The organism is Puribacter membranae, from assembly GCF_055380425.1.
Map to the genome: position 1 here is coordinate 922,534 of NZ_AP040167.1, position 18,325 is coordinate 940,858.

The 18,325-nt window shown below is 52.5% G+C and carries 13 protein-coding genes; 2 read left to right on the plus strand and 11 right to left on the minus strand.

From position 1 onward, the window contains the following. Nucleotides 1-5: 5 nt before the first annotated feature. From ACZ41M_RS04530 to ACZ41M_RS04540, 3 genes are all read right to left on the minus strand, one after another. Complete coding sequence (locus ACZ41M_RS04530) at nucleotides 6-833, minus strand: M48 family metallopeptidase (RefSeq protein WP_464730109.1); 828 nt, start codon at nucleotides 831-833, stop codon at nucleotides 6-8. 2 nt (nucleotides 834-835) lie between these two features. Continuing rightward, nucleotides 836-1,939: a chorismate synthase gene (aroC, locus tag ACZ41M_RS04535; RefSeq protein WP_464730108.1), complete on the minus strand. Its 1,104-nt coding sequence runs from the start codon at nucleotides 1,937-1,939 to the stop codon at nucleotides 836-838. A 214-nt stretch (nucleotides 1,940-2,153) separates the two neighbouring features. Then, the gene (locus ACZ41M_RS04540) at nucleotides 2,154-4,118 is read right to left on the minus strand and encodes an ATP-binding cassette domain-containing protein (protein ID WP_464730107.1); all 1,965 of its coding nucleotides are present in this window, start codon (nucleotides 4,116-4,118) and stop codon (nucleotides 2,154-2,156) included. A 157-nt stretch (nucleotides 4,119-4,275) separates the two neighbouring features. Between ACZ41M_RS04540 and ACZ41M_RS04545 the strand changes: the two genes are divergently transcribed. Then, nucleotides 4,276-5,943, plus strand: a complete 1,668-nt coding sequence (locus tag ACZ41M_RS04545) for a formate--tetrahydrofolate ligase (RefSeq protein ID WP_464730106.1) — start codon at nucleotides 4,276-4,278, stop codon at nucleotides 5,941-5,943. Between the two features lie 281 nt (nucleotides 5,944-6,224). Here ACZ41M_RS04545 and oppF read toward each other — a convergent pair whose 3' ends face one another. The 6 genes from oppF to tsaE form a co-directional block, all read right to left on the minus strand. Beyond that, complete coding sequence (gene oppF, locus ACZ41M_RS04550; RefSeq protein WP_464730105.1) at nucleotides 6,225-7,229, minus strand: murein tripeptide/oligopeptide ABC transporter ATP binding protein OppF; 1,005 nt, start codon at nucleotides 7,227-7,229, stop codon at nucleotides 6,225-6,227. Beyond that, entirely contained in the window at nucleotides 7,226-8,215 is a 990-nt protein-coding gene (gene oppD / locus ACZ41M_RS04555) for an oligopeptide ABC transporter ATP-binding protein OppD (RefSeq protein WP_464730104.1), read from the minus strand. Before oppD ends, oppF begins: the two co-directional genes overlap by 4 nt. Before the next feature lie 34 nt (nucleotides 8,216-8,249). Further along, a complete protein-coding gene (gene oppC / locus ACZ41M_RS04560; protein WP_464730103.1) occupies nucleotides 8,250-9,161 on the minus strand; it encodes an oligopeptide ABC transporter permease OppC in 912 nt (303 codons plus the stop codon). Nucleotides 9,162-9,194: 33 nt separating this feature from the next. Next, nucleotides 9,195-10,115 carry an oligopeptide ABC transporter permease OppB gene (oppB, locus tag ACZ41M_RS04565; protein WP_464730102.1) on the minus strand — a complete coding sequence of 307 codons (921 nt, stop codon included), beginning with the start codon at nucleotides 10,113-10,115 and terminating at the stop codon, nucleotides 9,195-9,197. Between the two features lie 228 nt (nucleotides 10,116-10,343). Continuing rightward, nucleotides 10,344-11,999 carry an ABC transporter substrate-binding protein gene (locus ACZ41M_RS04570; RefSeq protein WP_464730101.1) on the minus strand — a complete coding sequence of 552 codons (1,656 nt, stop codon included), beginning with the start codon at nucleotides 11,997-11,999 and terminating at the stop codon, nucleotides 10,344-10,346. A gap of 217 nt (nucleotides 12,000-12,216) precedes the next feature. Continuing rightward, entirely contained in the window at nucleotides 12,217-12,786 is a 570-nt protein-coding gene (gene tsaE / locus ACZ41M_RS04575; protein WP_464730100.1) for a tRNA (adenosine(37)-N6)-threonylcarbamoyltransferase complex ATPase subunit type 1 TsaE, read from the minus strand. 242 nt (nucleotides 12,787-13,028) lie between these two features. Between tsaE and gltX the strand changes: the two genes are divergently transcribed. Then, on the plus strand, nucleotides 13,029-14,486 hold the full coding sequence (gene gltX, locus ACZ41M_RS04580) for a glutamate--tRNA ligase (protein WP_464730099.1): 1,458 nt from the start codon (nucleotides 13,029-13,031) through the stop codon (nucleotides 14,484-14,486). Between the two features lie 78 nt (nucleotides 14,487-14,564). Here gltX and ACZ41M_RS04585 read toward each other — a convergent pair whose 3' ends face one another. Both ACZ41M_RS04585 and ACZ41M_RS04590 read right to left on the minus strand, forming a co-directional pair. After that, nucleotides 14,565-16,214 (minus strand): putative transporter, encoded by a 1,650-nt coding sequence (locus ACZ41M_RS04585; protein WP_464730098.1) that lies wholly within the window; start codon nucleotides 16,212-16,214, stop codon nucleotides 14,565-14,567. Between the two features lie 388 nt (nucleotides 16,215-16,602). Next, nucleotides 16,603-18,183 (minus strand): D-alanyl-D-alanine carboxypeptidase/D-alanyl-D-alanine-endopeptidase, encoded by a 1,581-nt coding sequence (locus ACZ41M_RS04590; protein ID WP_464730097.1) that lies wholly within the window; start codon nucleotides 18,181-18,183, stop codon nucleotides 16,603-16,605. Nucleotides 18,184-18,325: the final 142 nt, after the last annotated feature.

The following is an 18,325-nucleotide window of genomic DNA, read 5'->3' on the forward strand; positions in this document are numbered from 1 at the left end:
TAAACTTATTTCTTCACTGCGGCGTTGTACAGCGGACGTACTTTCGCTGCATTGGCCTGCAACATCGCTTGGCGATTAGCCGGATCAGGGTGCGAGCTGAGGAATTCAATCGTGCCGCCGGTATTGGCCGCCTGCATTTTGTTCCACAAAGTCACCGCCGCATCCGGGTTGTAGCCCGCGCGTGCAGCCAACTCCATACCGAGCAAATCGGCTTCGGTTTCGTGCGTGCGGCTAAATGGCAAGTTAAAGCCAATATCCGCGGTCAAACCGGTGATTTGGCTGGCATTGGAAATACCGTAGGCTTCGCCCACTGCGCCCAACACACCCGCAATAATGCCGGTGGTCTGCTGACGCGACACCTGCTCGCGTGAGTGCTCGCGCAGCGCGTGCGCCATTTCGTGTCCCATGACCTGCGCAATTTCAGCGTCGCTCAGTTTCAATTGGTCAATCAAACCGCTGTAAATCACCATTTTACCATGCGGCATACACCACGCATTCATTTCATCCAAGGTGATCACATGAATTTCCCACGGCCAGGTTTTCGCATCAGCGCGAATCGCCGGGGTTTTCGCAATCAGGTTATTGGTGATGCGTTTGACGCGCGCCACCATCGCAGGGTTGGTGTCCAGCACTCTTTTCGCGCGCGCTTCGGCCAGCACTTGAGAATAGGCTTTGCTCGCTTCAGCATTGATCGCTTCGCTCGATACAGAGAATTTTTGCTGACGGTTCACGCCAACGGTATTGTCTTTGGTGGTTTCTTGCGGTGTGCCACAGCCGGTCAAACTCGTCGCCGCAACGGCCAATGCCAATAGTGATTTTTTCCAATGACGCATAATTATTTCTCTCCTAACAATGATAGTTTCGGGGTTGTCACCGATACATCGGCATTTTGTGCGCGGTGCAACAGCGCGTGATCCATCAAAACCAAGGCCAGCATCGCCTCTAAAATCGGGGTGGCGCGAATCCCAACGCACGGGTCGTGCCGCCCAAAAGTCTCCACCGTCGCCGCTTCGCCATGCACATCCATCGACTCGCGTGGCAGACGAATACTCGAAGTCGGCTTAATCGCCACATGCACCTCAATCGGCTGTCCCGACGAAATACCGCCGAGAATACCACCGGCGTGATTCGTCTGAAAACCCGACGGGGGCATTGCATCGCCATGATACGAGCCTTTTTGGCGCACGACCTCAAACCCGTCGCCGATTTCCACGCCTTTGACCGCATTCACGCCCATCATGGCGTAGGCAATATCAGCGTCCAATTTATCAAACAGCGGCGCGCCCAAACCGACCGGCACATGGCGCGCCTGCACCAACAAACGCGCGCCGACCGAATCACCCGCACGGCGCAAATTGTCCATATACGCTTCCAACTCAGGCACAATCGCATCGTCCGCCGCATAGAAAGGATTAACACCCGTGAGCGACCAATCGTTGACGGGAATCTCAATCTCGCCCAATGCGGTCATGCAGCCGCGAATCTCCGTGCCGAACTGCTCGCGCAACCATTTTTTCGCCACCGCGCCCGCCGCCACCATCGGCGCGGTCAAACGTGCAGAGGAGCGGCCGCCGCCACGATAGTCGCGGATGCCGTATTTATGCCAATAGGTATAATCAGCGTGTCCTGGGCGAAACTGTACGGCGATGTTGCCATAGTCCGAACTGCGTTGATCTTGATTGCGAATCAGCAAGGCGATCGGCGTCCCCGTGGTTTTGCCCTCAAACACACCCGACAAAATCTCCACCTGATCAGGCTCTTGGCGCTGCGTGACATGGCGCGACGTCCCCGGACGGCGGCGATCCAGCTCCGGCTGAATGTCCTCAACCGACAAGGCCATGCCCGGAGGACAGCCGTCAATCACGCAACCAATCGCTGGTCCGTGCGACTCGCCAAAATTGGTGACGCAAAAAATTTGTCCGAAGGTGCTTCCTGCCATTTGGCTAACCTCTTGAATCCATTAAAAATTTCATATTTGTTGAACGCGTATCCACAGACTGACTCAGTTGTGTTGTACCCCTCGACCGTTTACGGAAAAGGGGCGATGGACTGGGTCAACAGCCCTATATGTGCAGATTAGCGCAGATTAGCGCGTATTGTAGCGGTTTTAGCCTGATTGCGCCACATTCTACGGGCTGCGCACTACGCCACGCTTACGCCCAGCGGCTGTCCAAAGTTTCCCAGCGTTCCAGCGCCGCGAGCAGTTCCTCTTCAATCTCGCCCAGTCGCGTGCTCAATTGCACACCCAAATCGGGATCCTCAACAAAAACCGAGCCATCGGCCAATTGCGCCTCGATGCTTTTTTGCTCACTTTCCAAAGCCTCAATCTGCGCAGGCAATGCCTCCAATTCGCGCTGCTCTTTGTAACTGAGTTTGACTTTGGCCGCTGGCGCTGGTTTTTTTGCCGATTCCGCTTTCAATTCAGCGACAGGCTGAACGATGGCCTCGGCTGAAGCAGGCGTCTGCGCATTGTTTAAAATCTGATCAATGCCCACCGGCACGCTTTGGCCGCTCTGACGCTGCCAGTCGTAAAAACCGCCGACATACTCGCGCCATACGCCTGCTTTCGGCTCGGCGGCGATCACGCTTGTGACCACATTGTCCAAAAATTGTCGGTCATGCGAGACCAAAAACAACGTGCCGTTGTAATCCTGAAGCAACTCTTCCAGCAGTTCCAGCGTCTCGATATCCAGATCATTGGTCGGCTCATCCAGCACCAAAACATTGGCTGGTTTGGCGAACAAACGCGCCAGCAGCAGGCGATTGCGCTCGCCACCCGACAAGGATTTGACCGGCGAATGCGCGCGCTGTGGCGCGAACAAAAAGTCGCCCAGATAGCCGATGACGTGTTTGCGCACGCCATTGATCTCGACCCAATCCGAGCCGGGGCTAATGGTGTCGGCCAAGGTTTTTTCCAAATCCAACTGCGTACGCATTTGGTCAAAATAGGCAATTTGTAAATTCGTGCCGTTTTTGATCGTGCCGCTATCGGGCGCGAGTTCGCCTAAAATCAGTTTCAGCAAGGTAGTTTTACCCATGCCGTTGCCCGCGAGCAGACCGATTTTATCGCCGCGCACAATGTTGGCCGTGAAATCGCGCACAATCACGCGCTGGTTTGCCCCCTCGCCAAATGATTTGCACACATCGACCATCTCGGCGACCACTTTGCCCGAACGGTCGGCCTGCGCCACATCCATTTTCACATTACCCGTCTGCTCGCGGCGATTGAGCCGCTGCTCGCGCATTTCCTTCAGGCGGCCAATGCGTGCTACCGAGCGCGTCCGGCGGGCTTCCACCCCCTTGCGAATCCAGACTTCTTCCTGCGCCAGCAATTTGTCAAATTTAGCGTTTTCCACCGCTTCGTCGGCCAATTGTTGCGCTTTGGTGGTTTGATAGGCGGTGAAATTGCCCGGATACGAGCGCAAAATCCCACGATCCAGCTCGACAATCCGCGTGGCGACATTGTCCAAAAACGCCCGATCATGCGTGATGAACAGCGCCGCGCCTTTGAAATTGCGCAACAAATCCTCCAGCCACGCAATCGCGCTCATGTCCAAATGGTTGGTCGGCTCGTCCAACAGCAATACGTCGGGGTTCTGCACCAGCGCACGCGCCAGCGCCACACGCTTTTGCACCCCGCCTGAGAGTGCGCCGCACAGGGCGTGCGCATCCAAGCCCAATTGCGTCAAGGTGGTTTGTACGCGCGCATGCAGCGTCCAGCCATCGCACGCCTCCAGCGCCGTTTGCACCCGCTCCATTTCGGCCAAAACCGCATCGGTGTCCTCGGCTGTACCCAACTGCTCGGTCAATGCGTCGTACTGCTCCAGCAGTTCCGCCGCATCGCCCGCACCGCTGGCCACCGCGTGTAAAACCGTGTGCTGCGGCTCAAACGTCGGCTCCTGCTCGACATAAGTGCAGCGCAAGCCCTGCTGCCGCGCCACAATGCCATCATCGGCCTGCTGCAAACCGGCAATGATTTTCAGCAAAGAAGACTTGCCCGTGCCATTGCGTCCGATCAGGCCAACGCGCTCACCCTCCTCCAGCGCAAAATCCGTGTGATCCAAAAGCGCGACGTGACCGTAAGCCAATTGCGCATCGTTAATCGTGTATAAAGCCATATATTCCTGATGTATTCGTTTGTAATATCAACCCGCCATTATCCTCGAATTTACATGCAAAAGGCGCGTATTCCCGCGAAAAATCTGAGTAAAATTCTCCTTAAAATAACTATTTCAGTATTAAAATATCCCCATAAAAACTTCAAGGACAATAACAATGAAAACAGATATTGAAATCGCCAGCAGCATCTGCGGCAGAGACATTGGCGACATCGCGGCGCAAGTCGGATTGAGCGAAGCAGACATCGAACGCTACGGCAACAACAAGGCCAAAATCCGCCAACTGCCCAACACACAACGCAAAGGCAAACTGATACTCGTCACCGCCATCAATCCCACGCCCGCAGGCGAAGGCAAAACCACCGTCACCATCGGTTTGGCCGATGGCTTGCGCCGCATCGGGCAAAACAGTGTGGTCGCGATTCGCGAGCCGTCGCTCGGTCCGGTGTTTGGCATCAAAGGCGGCGCAGCAGGCGGCGGCTACGCGCAGGTGATCCCGATGGAGGACATCAATCTGCACTTCACCGGCGATTTCCACGCCATCGGCGCGGCAAACAATCTACTCGCCGCCCTGCTCGACAACCATATTTACCACGGCAATGCCTTGGACATTGATCCGAAACGCATCGTTTGGCGCCGTGCCGTGGACATGAACGACCGACAATTGCGCAATATTATCAATGGCTTGGGACAAAAAACCGACGGCTGCGCGCGCGAAGATGGCTTTGACATCACCGTCGCCAGCGAAACCATGGCGGTTTTTTGTCTGGCAAGCGATTTAACCGACCTCAAAGCGCGTTTGGGACGCATCATCGTCGCCTACAATCGCGCGGGCGAGCCGATCACGGCGAGCCAGCTAAACGCCGAAGGCGCCATGGCCGCCCTGCTCAAAGACGCGATCAAGCCCAACCTCGTGCAAACACTCGAAGGCACGCCCGCACTGGTACACGGCGGGCCGTTTGCCAATATCGCGCACGGCTGCAATTCCGTCATCGCCACGCGCGCGGCGCTGTCCTTGTCCGACTACACCGTGACCGAAGCCGGATTTGGCGCCGATTTGGGTGCGGAAAAATTCCTCGACATCAAATGCCGCTTGAGCGGACTGGCGCCGGACGCCGTGGTGTTGGTCGCCACTATTCGCGCACTCAAATACAACGGCGGCGTTGCGAAAACCGAATTAACCCAAGAAAATTTGGACGCATTGCAACGCGGTTTGCCCAATTTGCTCAAACACATTGAAAACCTGACGCAGGTATTCAAACTTCCTGTCGTCGTTGCCATCAACCATTTCACCAGCGACACCGATGCCGAGGTGCAACTGTTGCAACAAGCCTGTGCCTCGTTCGGCGTGCAAGTCGTCGTGTGCCGAGTGTGGGAAAAAGGCGGTGCGGGCGGCGAAGATTTGGCGCACGCCGTGGTCAAACTCTGCGCGCAACCCCAAACCGCCGAGCACCTGCAATTTTGCTATCCCGATTCAGCCAGCATCAGCGAAAAAATACACGCCGTCGCCACGCGCGTCTACGGCGCGGATGGGGTTGAGTGGAGCAATGCGGCGAAAAAACAATTGACGCAACTCGAAGCGCTTGGTTTCAGTCACCTGCCCGTGTGCATCGCCAAAACGCAGTATTCGCTCAGCGACGACGCGAGCCAACTCGGACGCGCAACGGGCTTTCAACTGCACATCAGCAACCTGACCGTATCCGCCGGCGCAGGATTTATCGTTGCCATGTCCGGCAGCATCATGAAAATGCCCGGTCTGCCGAAAGAGCCTGCGGCGGAGAAAATCGACGTGGACGCCGAGGGACGAATTTCGGGACTGTTCTAAATTCTAAAGTTATCACCATCATTGGGTAGGGGCAGGTTTGAAACCTGCCCCTACTGCATCCATCCATTTGCCTTACCATCTTGCCATGCAGAAGAGAGACCGTCGGCGGAGAAAACCCGTAGAAAATAGTGGACTATTTTTCATGTCGGACCAATTATTCGGATGAACTACCCCGTCATCGCTCATTCACGACCATGAGTCGACAGTGAGTCGATCAAAAAACAAAGGGAGCAATCATTTGCTCCCTTTGCTTTCATTGACATCGCTCAACGATCACCCGATCACGCACTCACTTCCACCTGACGGCGCAAGCACGCAATTCGATGATCAACATGCCCTTGCAAAGTTGGCTTGGTCTGCGCGCAGCCGTCATCGGCAATCGGGCAGCGCGTGCGGAACACACAGCCGGATGGCGGATGTATCGGCGACGGCAAATCACCTTGCAGCAATTGGATCTGCTTGACGCGCTCCGCCTCGGGATCAGGAATCGGCACGGCAGACATCAGCGCCTGCGTGTACGGGTGCGACGGGTTGCTATAAACGGCAGGCTCCACGCCCAATTCCACCGCATTCCCCAGATACATCACCAACACGCGATCGGAGATGTGTTTGACCACCGATAAATCATGCGCAATGAAAATCAGCGCCAGCCCCATTTCTTTTTGAATGGCTTTGAGCAAATTAATCACCTGCGCCTGAATCGATACGTCCAGCGCGGACACCGGCTCGTCACAGATAATCATTTTCGGTTTCAAAATCAGCGCGCGTGCAATACCAATACGCTGACACTGACCACCTGAGAATTCATGCGGATAGCGATTGATCATATTCGGCAGCAAGCCGACTTTTTTCATCATCGCGCGCACTTCGTTCACCACCTGATCTTTGCTCAACTCAGGATAAAACGTTTCCAACGGCTCGGCAATGATGTCACCGATGGTCATACGCGGATTGAGCGAGGCCAGCGGGTCTTGGAAAATCATTTGAATGTCTTTGCGTTTTAAACGCATTTGCTTGAGCGATAGACCTGTTAGCTCTTCGCCCTGCCAGACAATATTGCCCGAGTGCGCTTTGACCAAGCCAATAATGGCGCGCGCCAACGTCGATTTGCCGCAGCCGGATTCGCCGACCACACCGAGCGTTTCGCCCGCATTCAGCTCAAACGATACGCCGTTGACCGCGCTCAAAATATCCGGTTTTTGCCAAATCCAGCCGCCCTCGGGTTTAACCTTGAACTGCACATGCAAATCGCTCACACGGAGCAAGGGTTGATGGTTGTTGCTCATTGGCCTGCTCCTTCAGTCTGGGTCACCACTTCGATCGGTTGATAACACGCACGCTGACGATGCGCACCAAAATGCGTCAACGGCGGCGGACTGACTTTGCATGGGTCAATGGCAAAGGCGCAACGCTCTTGGAACGAGCAACCTTTCGGCAAATTTTGCAGATTCGGCGGATTACCAGCGATGGTGCGCAGCTCTTCCAACTCCACGTCCACGCGCGGTACTGCACCGAGCAGGCCAACACTGTACGGGTGCGTCGGGCGGTAGAAAATATCATCCACGCTACCGTACTCCATCGTGCGACCGGCGTACATGACCAAAACCTGATCACAAATCCCCGCAACCACGCCCAAATCATGGGTAATCAAAATAATCGTGGTGTCAAAATCGCGCTTAAGTTCATTGAGCAGCGTCATAATCTGCGCCTGAACCGTCACGTCCAAGGCCGTGGTCGGCTCATCCGCGATCAACAGTTTCGGGCGACACAATAAAGCCATCGCGATCATCACACGCTGACGCATCCCACCGGAGAATTCATGCGGATACATATTGATGCGTTTGGCCGCCGCAGGGATTTTCACCGCGTCCAGCATGCGGATTGATTCGGCGCGAGCCTCGGTTTTGCTCATGCCCTTGTGTAGGCGCAAGACCTCATCCAACTGATCGCCCACACGCAAATACGGATTGAGCGAGGTCATCGGATCTTGGAAAATCATGGCGATTTCGTTCGCGCGCACTTTATTGAGTTTCGCCTCCGACAAGCCAATCAGCTCCTGCCCTTCAAACTTAACCGAGCCGCTCGCCTTACCATTTTTTGCCAACAAACCCATCATGGCAAACGCCGTTTGCGACTTGCCCGAGCCGGACTCACCCACGATGCCCAAGGTTTGCCCCTTGAGCAATTCAAAATTCAAATCATTGACGGCCGTCACCTCACCGTCCTCAGTATGAAACGTCACGCTCAAATCGCGCACAGATAATAAACTCATCATCGACTCCATTCGTTCATCTATTTATCAGAGCTCAACGATCTTTCGGATCAAGCGCATCACGCAGGCCGTCACCGATAAAGTTAAAGCAGAACAAGGTCACCACGAGGAACACCGTCGGGAACAACAACTGCCACAACGCCACCTGCATATTCTTCGCACCCTCTTGCAACAGCGCACCCCAGCTCGTCATCGGCTCCTGCACACCCAAGCCCAAAAAGCTCAAAAACGATTCAAACAGAATCATCGCCGGTACCAGCAAAGACGCATACACCACGACCACGCCCAAAACATTCGGCACGATGTGGCGGGTTACAATATGCCAGCCACTCACGCCACCGACCTGCGCCGCCTCGATGAATTCCTTGTGTTTCAAGCTCATCGTCTGCCCACGCACAATCCGCGCCACGTCCAGCCACGAAACCAAACCGATGGCGATAAAGATAAACACCAGATTACGGCCAAACAGCGTCACCAGCAAAATCACAAAAAACATAAACGGAAACGCGTTCAAAATCTCCAGAAAACGCATCATCACCATATCCGTTTTACCGCCGACATAGCCTGATACCGCACCGTAAATCGTCCCGAACAGCACCGCAACCAATGCGCCGGCCAAACCGACCAGCAAGGAAATGCGTCCACCGACCGCAACGCGCACAAACAAATCACGGCCAATCGAATCCGTACCGAAATAATGTTTATTGGCAAAGTTCGGCGCAGCCTGCATCGCATCCCACGAGGCCTGCGCGTAGCCATACGGCGATAAAAACGGTGCGATCAGCACAAACAGCAAGACCACGCTCAAAATCATCAAGCTGGCCAAGGCCGCTTTGTTGCGACGAAAGCGTCGCCACGCATCCTGCCACAGACTGCGGCCTTTCACATCCAACTGCTCGCTCAAAGCCTCAGCCATTGCAGCATTTTGTTTTGTATTTAGCATCATATTCTTATTCCCAACCAAAGCAGATTCAGTGAATCAATAACGAATTTTCGGATCAATCACCGCATACAGCAGATCGACAATCGCATTGAACACGATGGTCAGAATCCCCATCAAAATCGTCAAACTCAACACCATGCCGTAGTCACGATTGAGCGCCCCATTGACAAACAACTGCCCAATGCCGGGCAAACCGAAAATCGTTTCAATCACAATCGAACCGGTGATAATCCCGACAAACGCAGGGCCTAAATACGAAATCACAGGCAGCAAAGCCGGACGCAAAGCGTGCTTCCACACAATCACGCGCATAGGCAAGCCTTTCGCCCGCGCGGTGCGGATAAATTGACTGTTCATCACCTCAATCATCGAGCCGCGCATAATCCGCGCAATCCCGGCCAAATACACCAGTGCCAGCGCGACGGTTGGCAAAATCATATTGTTAAACGCCCCATTATTCCAGCCACCGCCCGGCAGCCAGCGCAGCGTTACCGCGAACAACAAAATCAAAATCGGCGCGGTGACAAAACTCGGTATCACCACCCCCGTCATCGAAAACGTCATGAGTAAATAATCGAGCCAACTATTCTGTCGCAGCGCCGCAATCACACCGAACGTCACGCCCAAAACCAGCGCCAAGATGAAAGCGTACAAGCCAAGCTTGACCGACACGGGGAAGGCCTGAGCCAGCAACTCATTCACCGAATAATCTTTATATTTGAACGACGGCCCCAGATCGCCCTGAGCCAGACTTTTCCAATAGCTCATATACTGCGTGGTCAGCGGTTCGTTCAAATGATATTTCGCCTCGATATTGGCCATCACCTCAGGCGGATAACCGCGCTCGCTGGTGAACGGACTGCCGGGCGCCAAGCGCATCATGAAAAAGGAAATCGTGACCAACACAAATAAGGTTGGAATCGCTTCCAAAAGGCGTTTAAAAATGAGTTTCAGCATGAGACACCTTTTTTAGAACAGGTTTTTCCCTGATGGATGATGGATCGCACACTCTGGTGGCTTGTCAAACCAATCATCCGGAAAAACCAAAGCCTCAATCCGACCGAGGCAATGGCATTTCTATGAATTCGGATAAAGAGAAACCACCGTTGATGCGCATTGTGGCACAACAACGGTGGGTTTTTCTAAGTTTTAAAAGATAAGACTCTAAATCAAACGGTCGTTATATTATTTTTTGAACGACATGTCTTTGAAGTAGAAGTTATCCAACGGATCAGTGCTTAAACCTTGTACATACGGTTTAACCAAACGCGGGCTGACGTAGTGATAAATAGGAATCACTGGCATGTCCTTGTCGGCTTGCGCTTCTGCTTGCTGATACAGATCGGCGCGTTGCTCCTCGGTTGTACCCGGAACCAAGGTTTTCGCCATCAAAGCATCAAACTCAGCGCTGGCATATCGACCATAATTATTGGTATTTTTAGATTTTAGGATATTCAAGAAAGATGACGGCTCATTGTAGTCCGCACACCAGCCTGCACGAGCAAACTGATAGTTACCGCTGCGGCGGCTGTCCAAGAAGGTTTTCCATTCTTTGTTATCCAAATTGACGTTCACAAAACCCAAAGCCTGTTTCCACAAAGCGGTCGCGGCAACGGCCACTTTCTTGTGGTTTTCAGAAGTGTTGTACAGCAAAGTCACGTCCAACGGTTTGGCATCGCTGTAGCCTGCTTCGTTCAACAGTTTTTTCGCTTCGGCGATGCGTTGTTCTTTGCTCCAGCCTTGCCATTCCGGTTTATTCACTTTGAAGTTATTAGCGAATGGCGGCGTGAAACCATAAGCTGATGCTTGACCTTGCTGCATTACTTTTTCGGTGATCACGTCACGATCCAAAGCCATTGATAAAGCACGACGTACCTTCGGATTATCAAACGGCGCTTTCTTGGTATTCATTTCGTAATAGTAAGTACACAATGATGGATTCACGTGTACTTGATCACCCAACTCGGTTTTCAACTGTGCGAACATATCGGTCGGCAAAGCATTATGCGTGATGTCGATTTCACCTGCTTTAAAGCGGTTCACATCGGTTGTTTCTTCTTGGATCGGTAAAAACTCGGCTTGGTTGATTTGAGTCGCAGCATCGTTCCAGTAGTTCTTATTGCGTTCTACTACCAGCTTGCTATTCACCACCCATTCTTTCAAGTTATAAGCACCATTGCCAACGAAGCTGCCCGCTTGAGTCCATTTCTCGCCGCCTTTTTCTACCGTGGCTTTATGAACCGGAGATACGGAGGTGTGAACCAATGTATCGACAAAATACGGAACAGGATCACTCAAAGTCACTTCCAGAGTGTGAGCGTCAATCGCTTTCACGCCCAAGCTTTCTGGCTTGGCTTTACCATCAATAATCGCTTGCGCATTGACAACGGAGTTATCAGCCAAATAGCTGGCGTATGGCGAAGCGGTTTTCGGATCAACCACACGACGCCAGCTATACACGAAGTCTTCGGCTGTCACCGGATCGCCGTTGCTCCATTTGGCATTGTCACGCAGCTTAAACGTCCATACTTTAAATTCTTTGTTTTCCCATGAGGTCGCTACGCCCGGCGCGGTTTTGCCATCTTTGCCTGTCACAACCAAACCCTCGAGCAATTGACGCAATACATTGGCTTCAGGTACGCCACTGGCTTTATGCGGGTCTAATGTTTCCACTTCCGTGCCGTTGTTAATCACCAGCGTGGTTTTATTCGCAGGTAAAGTCGCCACTGCACCACCGGCTGCTTTGCCCTCGGCTTTTTTCTCGCCACCGCCACAGGCGGTCAAGCCCAATGCCAAAGCCACTGCCGCCGTTAAAACGCCCAGTTTCAGTTCGTACCTCATGTTTTTCTCCTTTAGAAAAATTTTACTCTTAGCCGTACATTATCAAAATGTAACCGTGCAACCGAAATATTAACAAGTCATTCACTGACAAGTCGTCAGTCTGTAAAAATTTCGTGCATTTGTCAATGATTTTACGGCCTCTCGCACCATCTTTATGAAACCATTTGCATACAAATGGCGCAAAATCGGGCAAAAATAACCCAAAATATCAACAAATTCAACGCAGTGCCGCAATCGTTCGCACCGCGTGTTCACCCACCGCTTCGATCACCACAAAGCGTGGCACATCGAAAAAGCTCATCTCGTTTGCCAGTCGTGCGGAATTGGCAGCCAACTCATCACCCAAACCATCATCCAAGCCATCATTTAACTCGTCCAACGGCTCATCATGCGTCAAATGTATGCGCCAATCGGGTTTGGGCAAAGCGCCTTGCGCCTTGTCCGCCCACTCGATCACGACAATGCTGTTGTCCGACAAAGTTTCTTCAAATCCGGCCGAATACCACTCGCGCGGGTCGGACAGCCGATACAAATCAAAATGATGCAAAGTACGCGCCGGTGCAGATTCGGGTAGGTCATAGCTCTCAAGCAAGGTATAGGTCGGGCTTTTTACCCGCGTGTTCAAGCCGAGCGCACGAATCAGATGACGCGTGAACGTGGTTTTTCCTGCGCCCAAATCGCCGGACAAAAATACCAGTTCGCCCGCGCGCAATACGCGCGCGAATTTTTGCGCCAATTGCTCTGTCGCCTGCTCGTTCTCCAAGCGCAAAGTTAAAAACATCGTCATGCGTTTCACCCGATCTTTGTATCACCGCTCGTGCCTATTTACGCACAATCGTTCAGTAAATTGTGTTATTTTATCGCAAAGAGTAAATAGAAATATGACTAATCACCGCATAAACGCCATAAAAAATACTCCTCTACACAAACAATTTCCCGCGCCGAATCGGCAAAATGACGCCAAAACTGGCTCAAAAAAGCCGCGTCGTTTATAATGCGCGCCTGAACTTATTACCGAAAGTCGATTTTATGAATACCTCAGCCAATCAAGCCGCAACCAGCGCCGTTCGCACCCGATTTGCCCCCAGCCCAACCGGTGCCTTGCACATCGGCGGTGCGCGTACCGCACTGTACAGCTGGGCATTGGCGCGCCATTTCGGCGGCACTTTTGTCCTGCGCATCGAGGATACGGACGTAGAGCGCTCCACACCGGAAAACGTGGCGGAAATTTTGAATGCGATGGCATGGCTGGATTTGCACCACGACGACGGCCCGTACTATCAAATGCAGCGCATGGATCGCTATCGTGAAGTGATCGCGCAGATGCTGGCCAACGGCACGGCCTACCACTGCTACTGCTCGAAAGAGGAGCTGGAGCAGATGCGTGCACAGCAGGAAGCCAACGGCGAACGCACCAAGTACAACGGTCTATGGCGACCGGAAGCAGGCAAAACCTTGCCCGCAATTCCCGAAGGTATTCAACCGGTGGTGCGCTTCAAAAACCCCTTAGATGGCGCGGTGGTCTGGAATGACGTGGTCAAAGGCGAAATCGCCATCAACAACGTTGAGCTGGACGACTGGATTATCGCCCGCGCCGATGGCACGCCGACCTATAATTTCTGTGTCGTGGTGGACGATTGGGACATGGGCATCACGCATGTGATTCGCGGCGACGACCATGTGGGCAATACCCCCAAACAAATCAATGTACTGTCCGCGCTCGGCGCTCCATTGCCGCAGTACGGCCACATCCCGATGATTCTCGGGCCGGACGGCAAAAAGCTGTCCAAACGCAGCAATGCCACCGCCGTGATGGACTACGAGCGTTTGGGCTATTTGCCTGAAACCTTGTGCAATTATTTGGCGCGTCTGGGCTGGGGGCATGGCGATGATGAAATTTTCAGCCGCGCGCAGTTCATCGAATGGTTTGACCTGACCAATCTGTCCAACTCTCCGGCGCAATGGGACCCGAAAAAGCTCAATTGGCTGAACAACCATTACATCAATCAAAAACCGCTCAATGAACTGTGCGCACTGCTCAAGCCGCGTTTGGAACGACGTTTGCACGACTACGCGCACAGTTTGCCGATTGACGATGCATCGTTGGCGGCGTGGGTTGAGTTGTTTAAATCCCGCGCGGAAACACTCAATGATTTGGTCGATGCGATTGAAACCTTTTATTTGCCGTACACCTCGAATCACATTTTGATTACCAGTCATTTAAACGCAGCGAATCGCCCTGCGATTGCCGATTTCACCGAGCAGCTAAAAACCGTCGCGTGGGAAAAGGCAGCGATTCATGACTTGATTCAAGCCACCTTGGCCAAACACGAATTGAAAATGCCGAACTTTGGCCGCCCATTGCGCGCGATTGTGCTCGGACAAATTCAAAGTCCGTCATTGGACAGCGTGATTCAGATTTTGGGACGCGACACGGTGCTTGAACGACTGGAAAGCGCGCTGAAAATTGATTTGACAGCAGAATAACCGTTATATTGACTGCCCCATGAAAAATGGCTGATTCGTTGGAATCAGCCATTTTTTAATCGCTTGATTGACGCGTCGCTATTTGATTGCCCACAACAATATGGCCAACAACTGCGGCGAGATAATGCGCGTAAACATCACCAGCGGATAGACGGTTGAGTAAGCCAGAGCCGCCGCACCGCTTTCCTCTTTGATCGAGGTGGCGAATGCCAAAGCCGGTGGATCGGTCATAGAACCAGCCAAAAGCCCGCTGAGCGTCAGGTAATTCAATTTGCCATACACGCGCGCCACCACGCCGGTGATCATCAGTGGAACCAAGGTAATAATCATACCGATGGCCAACCACTTAATACCTTCACCATGAATCAGCGTATCGAAGAATCCACCGCCCGCTTTCAACCCAACCACCGCCAAGAACAGCACAATACCGATCTCACGCAAGGCCAAGTTGGCACTCGGCGGCATAAACCAATAAAACTTGCCGATGGTACCGATACGCGACAGGATAATCGCCACAATTAACGGGCCGCCTGCCAAACCCAATTTCAGAGGTACCGGCATACCCGGAATGGCAATCGGAATAGAGCCGAGCAAGACACCGAGCAAAATACCGATGAACACTGGCAGCATTTGTACTTGTTGCAATTTTTTCTGCGCGTTACCGACAATTTCAACCACCGCATCAATCGCCTCTGTTTCGCCCACCAGATTGAGTACGTCACCAAATTGCAAAGTCATGTCGCCCGTCGGCACCAGTTCGATACCCGCACGGTTCAAGCGAGAAACCACGACATCGTGCTCTCTGAGCTGACTGATTTTTTTACCAAATGCGCTTTCGTGCGTCACCACCACACGAACCGAGCGCAAAGTCGTGCCCTTGGTGGTTAGAGACTCATCCACCAACTGCCCCAATACCAATTGCACGCGACGGATATAGCGCTGATCGCCGACCAAATGCACGATATCGCCCATTTGTACCTGCGTATCGGCACTGGGCAAAATCAATTCGCCACGGCGTTTCAGACGCGAGCAAATCACATTGTTGCCCTCAAACCCCGGAATATCACGGATTTTCAGCTCATCCATATTCGGATTGGTGATGCGGACATTGATCGTATTTAAGGCTTCTTTGTCATTGCCCGATTGCTTTTCAAACTGCGCGTGTTCGTGTTCAATATTGACCTTGAAGAACAAGCGAATCAGCCAAAAGCTTAACAAAATCCCGCAAATACCGAATGGATAGGCCATCGCATACGCCATACCCATAATCTCGGTGCTGTTTTTCAAGCCCAACTCAGCCAGAATCTGCTGTCCCGCACCGAGAGATGGCGTATTGGTCACGGCACCGGAGTAAATCCCCAAAATCACAGGCAATGGCAAATCCATCACCAAATACAGCGCCACCACGGATAAAGAACCCAACGCCACAATCATCAAGGCCAATAAATTCAGCTTTAAGCCCGATTTTTTGAGCGAGGAGAAAAAGCCCGGACCGACCTGAATACCGATGGTATAGACAAACAAAATCAAGCCGAACTCTTGGATAAAGTGCATGGTATGCGCTTCCAGTTCCAAGCCGTATTTTTTGGTGAAGTGACCGATCAAAATGCCACCGAACAGCACACCACCGATACCCAGACCAACGCCCTTGACTTTTAACTGCCCCAACCACAAACCCAACACCGCCGCCAAGGACAATAGACTCGTGGTAATTGCTACATCACTCATGATATTCACTTCATCTAAAAATAATAATACACCGGTTAACAACCCTCGATTATACGCTCATTGCACAAAGAAACCAGTTACAGGGCGATAAATTCCGCCATAGGTACTTTGGCAAACACATTGAAAAATAGGCAAGATGCTTGATTTATCAAGCGTACCGCCTATTGGCCTTATATTTGCCTGATCCAAGCCTCAAAAATTCAAGAAAATAAAATTTTTTTGTGTGGCGAGGCAGAAGACTTTTAGCCATCATAGGCAATTAAAGTGAAACTTTCATGTCAAATGAAATCGTCGTCATATCCATTGATATAGCCTTTTATTTTCGACGCTCGATTCGGTCACTCGCTTCAGCGCCACATCACCCATCAAGGCAGAACCCAAGGAAAAATTATTGCTCGCCCACCCACTGCATGAATAAATCATGCGCCCGTTTACCGGCAGCGGTTTGTGCATTCGGATGATCAAAAATCGACACCACCGCGTAGCGTTTGCCACTGCGACCGTCAATGTAGCCGGCAATCGCCCGCACATCATTGAGCGTACCGGTTTTCATCCGCCCACGCCCAACCATATCGGTATCAAGCAGACGGTTTTTAACCGTTCCTTCCAACCCAATGCGCGGCAAACTGGCATAAAACGCGGGGTTCTGACTGGCCAGCACCAGGATATTACCCAACTCCTGCGCACTCACACGTGTGGCGCGCGACAAACCGGAACCATTGCCCATAACCAAACTGCGATCACTCAGGCCGACCGACTGCAAAATTCGATGCGCTTCCTGTGCGCTTTGCTCCAAACTCGCCGGACGATGCTCCTGCTGGGACAAATTCAGATAAATTTGCCGCGCCATGACATTATTGCTGTAAAAATTCATGTCCTTGAGCATGGCGGATAACGGCGGCGAAGCGACGCTGGCCAAGGTTTGCCAATTCGCTGTGTTATCGACATTCGCCGCTTCTTGTACCTGATTTTGTGTCCAAACGATGGTCGGTGCGAAACAGTCATGCCAGCGTTGCAACATCTTGTCCCAAATCCGATCGACGGTGCAGCTTGCCACATCCAGATTCGCATATCCTTTGAACAACGCGCCAAATACACCGCGCGCATAATCATTTGCCGTGAGCTGGTATGCATGTACATGCCACTGCTGCTCACCGCAGCCGGAGTAATACACCCCGCCAATCACCGCCGAATAACCCATCACACTCAGATTGACTGTGCTTTTCCAGCCATTGGCCGGGCAATCGCCTTCGACAAAACGCACACGGTTGCTCAGATTAAAACCATCCAGCCACGGCACCATGCGCACTTTCGCCGTGGCGGGTTCAAACTGAAAACTCAAAGCGTGAAAATTGAGTAGCGCCGCATCCGGCAGTGCGTTATACGGCAACGACGGTTCGCCGTCAAAATCACCCGGGTTCTGGTTGGACGGCGAAAAAGCCGAGCGATCAACCCACAACGGCGCATTCAATTGACGCACGCCACGATTTTTCAACTGTCCAACCAAATCATCCAAACGCTCAATCACCAGTTGCGGATCACCCGCACCTTTGAGCAACAGCGGCGAATTCACAGCGCCGTTTGAGTCGGGCGCACTTTGTGACAGTAAGCGCGTGTGCCACTGATAACTCGCACCAAATTTTTGCAAGGCCGCGAATGAGGTCACCAGTTTCACCACCGATGCCGGATTTTGGGCGCGTTGCACATTGATCGCCAACAAGGGCGTTTTTTCATTCACCGCCTGCACGTAAAACGACGCATGACTGCTCGGCACCGCTTGCGCCAACGCATTTAAAAAATCCTCTTTGCTAACCTGCGTGGGCAAAGTTGACTGAGCCATTTCTATGGCGCTAACCGAGCGCTCCGTCTGAGTGGTATCCGCATCCGCCTGCGCCCACACGGGTGCAGCACACACAACACCCAAACAAATCCCGAGCCGCGCCAGCAATGGATAAAATTGATTGGCCATAAACGCTTTCAAAAAAATCACACATATACAATGGAGGCATTGTACAAGAACCTTTGACCAATTCAAGCCAATTCAAGCGCCCCCGCACAAATCCATTCACAATTCCCCGAAACAGCCCCACAGCCATAGAAAACCCATAAGG

Bases quoted from the DNA above. Each gene is read 5' to 3' on its own strand.
- oppB (WP_464730102.1), bottom strand. From the start codon at position 10,115: ATGCTGAAACTCATTTTTAAACGCCTTTTGGAAGCGATTCCAACCTTA.
- ACZ41M_RS04585 (WP_464730098.1), bottom strand. From the start codon at position 16,214: ATGAGTGATGTAGCAATTACCACGAGTCTATTGTCCTTGGCGGCGGTG.
- aroC (WP_464730108.1), bottom strand. From the start codon at position 1,939: ATGGCAGGAAGCACCTTCGGACAAATTTTTTGCGTCACCAATTTTGGC.
- ACZ41M_RS04545 (WP_464730106.1), top strand. From the start codon at position 4,276: ATGAAAACAGATATTGAAATCGCCAGCAGCATCTGCGGCAGAGACATT.
- ACZ41M_RS04530 (WP_464730109.1), bottom strand. From the start codon at position 833: ATGCGTCATTGGAAAAAATCACTATTGGCATTGGCCGTTGCGGCGACG.
- oppC (WP_464730103.1), bottom strand. From the start codon at position 9,161: ATGATGCTAAATACAAAACAAAATGCTGCAATGGCTGAGGCTTTGAGC.
- gltX (WP_464730099.1), top strand. From the start codon at position 13,029: ATGAATACCTCAGCCAATCAAGCCGCAACCAGCGCCGTTCGCACCCGA.
- ACZ41M_RS04590 (WP_464730097.1), bottom strand. From the start codon at position 18,183: ATGGCCAATCAATTTTATCCATTGCTGGCGCGGCTCGGGATTTGTTTG.
- ACZ41M_RS04540 (WP_464730107.1), bottom strand. From the start codon at position 4,118: ATGGCTTTATACACGATTAACGATGCGCAATTGGCTTACGGTCACGTC.
- oppF (WP_464730105.1), bottom strand. From the start codon at position 7,229: ATGAGCAACAACCATCAACCCTTGCTCCGTGTGAGCGATTTGCATGTG.
- oppD (WP_464730104.1), bottom strand. From the start codon at position 8,215: ATGAGTTTATTATCTGTGCGCGATTTGAGCGTGACGTTTCATACTGAG.
- tsaE (WP_464730100.1), bottom strand. From the start codon at position 12,786: ATGACGATGTTTTTAACTTTGCGCTTGGAGAACGAGCAGGCGACAGAG.
- ACZ41M_RS04570 (WP_464730101.1), bottom strand. From the start codon at position 11,999: ATGAGGTACGAACTGAAACTGGGCGTTTTAACGGCGGCAGTGGCTTTG.